Consider the following 5,375-nt stretch of genomic DNA (forward strand, 5'->3'; position numbering starts at 1 on the left):
ATCCAAGAAGGAATTCCAGATAAAGCACCAATGTCCCAATCAGCGGCTCGTTCAGCAATTTTTTGCACTCTAGTATCCCAATCATCAATTTGAGCGATTTCGTCGCCGGGTTTATAATAACCTTTAAACCAAAATGGAATATTACTAGCACTAATACCACTGATCTCCCCCTCCAAAAAATTACCCTTATTCTGAAGGTCAGTACTGCTTCCCAACATCATAATTTCTTTCTCGAAGAACTCAGAGGGTAAGTCAAAATTAGCTAAACTAGTCACCTGCTGAATACCTGTGTTACGGATTGCAGCCAACATTTCGTCAGTTACCGGAATTCGCTTACTCGTGTTCCCAGTTGTCCCCGAACTAAGAGCAAAATATTTTGGACTACCGGGCCAAGTAATGTTATCTTCATTATTTAGTAAGCGATGCCACCACTCATCATAGATCTTTTGATAATCATGAAAAGGAACACGCTGAGCGTAAGAAAGGGCAAGATTAACACTTTTTAGAATACCACTAAAATTATATTGTTTTCCAAACGCGGTATCTTTGGCCGTAGAAAGTAACTTGTGTAGCACTTGTTGCTGGGCTTCAATAGCATTGGGTTCAGGGAGAAACTTATCAGTGATCTCTATCGCAGTTTTAATAAAATTTCCTAGAATAGCCATGATTGAAACGCTAGATTAAAAGTATAATCACAGGACTAGCAAACAGGTACTTTTGTTTGAAACCCACTAAATTTTAAGTTTATATCGGATTTATAGGCGAAATTAGATATGCGTTGGCTGAAGAACAAATAGCACCAATACAGCTTCTAAGCTTTACGCAAAACTCTATTTCGTATAACAAAAAACAGAGTTACACCCACCTGGATGCAACTCTGTAATCGTAATTCACTATAAATCAAGCATCTACTGATCCCACCAAAATCGGTCTTGTAAGTTAGGTGTACTGGTCGGGATATTGTTCGGATTTAGTAGACGCTCCTCCTGAGGGTAGGGTAAGCGACGAGGAATTTCACCATTTGAGTTAAAAGCATTTACTCCGTTAGGTATCACCTCTAGCGTAGGGTAACCGGTTCGACGGTAGTCATTCCAAGGAATAAGGCTTTGTGAATAACACGCAATGTACTTTTCATCAATAAGAACTTCCAATTTATCAGTAGCTGCGGCCCACTTAGCATCTAACTCAGTTTGATAGGCAGTCGGCACCGGGGCCCCGGTAATTTTAATAAACGAAGCAGCTACTGCCTCATCTAGAGCGACTTTGGCAGCAGCAACATCGGAAGTAGCCTTTTGTAGGTGCGACTCGGCTTCAATAAACTTTACCTCTACGTAACTCATCAGTACTACAGGTGAATTAATAGTAGTATAGTAACCGTCAAATTCAAAACCGTTTTCACCCTCAACGAAGAATGGTTTACGAGTATCATCTTCCGAAAACGCATTTACAAAGTAGTCGTCCATCCGCATATTACCTGCGCGCCTTTGACCAAACCAATACTGAGGATTGCCCTCGGTAGCTAAAGCTCCAAACGTCATTTCATAATCTTCTAAATTGGATGATATGGCCGATGGCACTAAGGCCAAAGCAGCATCGTAAGCCGTTTGGTCGCGCTTACCTTGCTGAAAAGTATAGCGAAGCTTTAGTGAGTTCGCTGCTTTTAACCAAAGGTCTAAATCTCCACCAAAAATTAAGTCATCGCTTCCGGGACTTCCCCCGGGACTATCTTCCGAACCAAGTTTAGCAATAGCACCGTCTAATAGCTGAGGAATTGTATTAGTGTATAAGGTTTGCTGATCGTCGTAACTGGGAGTAAATAATCCTTCGTCACCTTGAAAAGCAGTAGAGTAGGGTACACCACCGAAAGCATCGGCGAAGGTACCGATACCGGTAGCCATGAGCACTTCAGCAACGCCGTGGTAGTGCGTGGCGTTTTGCTCCTCGGCCTTTTCAATAACCGCGTTGACCGTATTTAGTGAATTGTGGTACATCCGTTGCCACATCCCATCAGTATCCGCATCCCGAATTAGGTATCGCCAATTGTCTTGCTGCTGAGCATTAATTCCCCGAAACTGTTGGGTTAACAAACCACTGAAGCGTACTACTTCACCGCCAATAACCCAAGAGATAGCAGTTTGACCTGAAGGCAATAGTGCCGCCGCTGATACATCGGTAGGAAGCGCTGGATCTACGTTGGTGTCCCCAAACTCGCAGGAGCTAACTCCGATAGTTAAGCCTAATACGAGCGTGCTTATTTTTAAAATATATTGATTCATTATCTTAATTTTAATATTTTGAGATTGCTGATTAAAAAGTAAGTCCGACACTTACCCCGTAGCTTTTAGTATTTGGGTTGTTGAAGTAGTCGTACCCTTGAACGTTACTCGAAGCGCCCGTAAGGTTCGTTTCCGGATCAATACCAGAGTAATCTGTCAATAAGAATAGGTTTCGGGCGACGAATCCTACATTAATCTTCTGAAATGGAACATTTTCTAGCCATTGACTCGGTAGAGTATAACTAAGGCTGATATCGCGCATTCGTATCCAAGAACCATCTTCAATAGTAAGTTCAGTGAGATTTACAAAGCCGTAGTTCTGATAGAAATTAACCCCATCAAGATCTCCTGTACCACCTTTTACAATTTCTTGGGTATTCACCTGCTCAGTAGCCACTACCGAACCATCATCTTGAATTTGACCAAGTACGCCATCAAACACTACCCGCTCGTTACGATCCAGTGTTTCAGCACCAACTCCAAAATTATTTAGCACCCCTTTAGTTCCGTTATATACATCACCTCCTTGTCGGATATCAAGCAGAAAGGACAGTCGTAAGCCTTTGTAGGTAAAGGTATTACGGAAGCCAAGTAAGAAGTCAGGATTCGGGTCACCCACAATACCTTGGTTAGGGTCTTCGAAGGGGATTCCACTATCTGGGTCAATAACCACTCTGCCTTGATCATCGCGCAAAAAGCGAGTGCCGTAAAACACCCCGTAGGGTTGGCCTTCGGCAATTCTTTGCGTACCGAACGGGTCAATCGTAATAAACGGAATTCCTTCGGCTAACTTTTCTACTTGATTGCGAATTCGAGTGAAGTTCACCGTAGCATCGTAGTTAAAAGCGCCGCTGTTGATAATATTAGCGGTTAGGGCGGCTTCTATACCCGAGTTGCGTAGCTCAGCCGAATTAACCGCCCGTTGTACCCATCCACTGGCACTAGGAATATCAACGTTAAGAATAGCATCGGTGGTTGTAGCATCAAAGTAAGTGACATCTAAGCTAATGCGTCCGTCTAAAAATTGTAAGTCAGCCCCCACTTCAAAGGTCGTGGTGGTTTCTGCTTTTAGCTGATCGTTGCCCAATAAACCATTAGGGTTGAATGCGTTTAACCCTAAAGCCGGGAATATTACCCCGAAAGGAGATGTCCATCCATCGCGCACGCGGGACTGACTAAAACCATTATTAGTTACTGCGAACGAAGCATCATTACCAACTTGCCCCCAGGAAGCGCGAAGTTTTCCGTAGGAGAAAAAGCGACTATCTATATCAAATGTGTTGGAAAAATCCCAGCCTACACTGGCAGCTGGGTAGAAGAATGAATTATTGGCTTCAGGTAGGGTAGAAGACCAGTCATTCCGCCCACTTAAATTAACAAACAACTGTTCAGCTACATTAAGGGTAAGTGTTCCAAACAGTCCGTAGAGCTTTCGGCGGGTAACACCTTCCGAAACATTAACGGAGGTAGCACTAGCCATATTAAAGAAACCGGGCGATGCTAGCCCCTGACCATCAATACGATTAATTGCCACATCTTTCGTATAGAAATTATGACCTAAGGTAAAGCTCAATCCAATATTCTCACTAACGTCTTGATTAACGGTCATCAAAAAATCAGAGTTGATGTCTTTGCTATTAATGGTCTGATTGATCGCCTGACCCGATTGTGCCCCCGCCGAATTGACATCGTTGCGAAGCAATCGTTCGTCGCTGTATGTGTCTACTCCTAGGCGATAAGTAAAATTTAACCACGGAAGTGGATCATACGATAACTGGCTGTAACCAATAATTCGGTTGACATCATCCGTAGCAAAGTTCTTATTAACCGTGAAGTAAGGATTATCATAAACACTACCACCTCGGTAATCGCGTTGGGTACCATCCTCAAATAAGAAACCGGCACTATTATCAAAAGTTGGGGCCGTACGTAGTAATCCTAGCATTACCCCCGAAGTGTTAGAACCATTCTGAACCCGCTTGCCACCGGAATTAATATAGTTCGCCGAAAAAGTAACATCGAAATTTTTAAATACTTCGGTAGAGGTAGTAGCTCGAAAACTAGTTCGTGCGAAGGAGCTATTTGGCATAATTCCGGTTTGATCGAGCCGGCCAATAGAAAAGAAGTAGTTGGTAGCATTGGTACCACCTGAAACACTAACGTTATGCGTGGCATTGCTACCCGTTTGGAAAAAATCTTCCGTATTATTATAAGCTTGGGGTACTTGGTTGGTAGCTCGCGGATCATCAGCCGGAACAATTAGGCCAAACTGATCCCATCGGGTAGTTTCGTTAGCGTACCGAAGATCGCTAATCCGAGGACCCCAACTAGTACCGGTAGAAAACCCATTCATGGCTGCTCGGAAAGTGGGAACACCTTCGATTAGTGAACCCTGCGAAAATTCGGTTTGTAGCTCCGGTAGTTTGTTTACCTGATCTATGGTGTAGCCAAAGTCGTAAGAGATTTTAGGTTTTGAGTTACGTTCACCTTTTTTAGTGGTGATCACTACTGCTCCGTTCGCCGCCCGTATACCGTATAATACGGTGGCAGCGGGACCTTTTAAAACGGTAAGTGATTCAACATCTTCCGGGTTAATATCAATAGCCCGGTTAGAGTTCGTTACTCCCCCCGAACCTAAACTTGAAACCGCGTCTTCGGGTGAATCAGCGGCATTGTAGGTAGAGTTGTCAATCGGTACTCCGTCAATCACGAAGAGCGGTCCGTTGCTGCCTTGAACCGATTTGTTACCCCGAATCCTAATTTGAGCGGCGGCTCCGGGTGTTCCACCTGAACTCGTCACCTGCACTCCGGCTACTTTCCCACTTAATGCACTAACAAAGTTTGTTTCTCGGGCTTGCACAATCTCTTCAGCATCTACGTTCTGAATAGAATACCCTAACTCTCGCTTATTCGCTTCAATGCCCGCCGCGGTAACTACTACTTCAGAAAGTTGCCGAGTATCTGATTCCATCGCAACATCAACGGTTGATCGTTCATTTACAGCTACGGACTTCTGAGCGAAACCAATAAAGCTAAAGACTAACGTGGGATTTTCGGTAGAGAGCGTTACGCGGTATTCGCCATTTAAATCGGTGATGG

General features: G+C 43.9%; 3 protein-coding genes. All 3 read right to left on the reverse strand.

Translation table 11 applies throughout. The features are described 5' to 3' along the window. A partial coding sequence (locus WBA23_RS21130; RefSeq protein ID WP_424584268.1) for a GH3 family domain-containing protein occupies nucleotides 1–665 on the reverse strand: 665 nt, incomplete at its 3' end. 243 nt (nucleotides 666–908) lie between these two features. Continuing rightward, a complete protein-coding gene (locus WBA23_RS21135; protein ID WP_424584269.1) occupies nucleotides 909–2,276 on the reverse strand; it encodes a SusD/RagB family nutrient-binding outer membrane lipoprotein in 1,368 nt (455 codons plus the stop codon). Nucleotides 2,277–2,307: 31 nt separating this feature from the next. Continuing rightward, the coding region (locus WBA23_RS21140) for a SusC/RagA family TonB-linked outer membrane protein (protein WP_424584270.1) at nucleotides 2,308–5,375 on the reverse strand (3,068 nt) is incomplete at its 5' end.

The organism is Tunicatimonas sp., from assembly GCF_049647865.1.
Lineage (GTDB): Bacteria > Bacteroidota > Bacteroidia > Cytophagales > Cyclobacteriaceae > Tunicatimonas.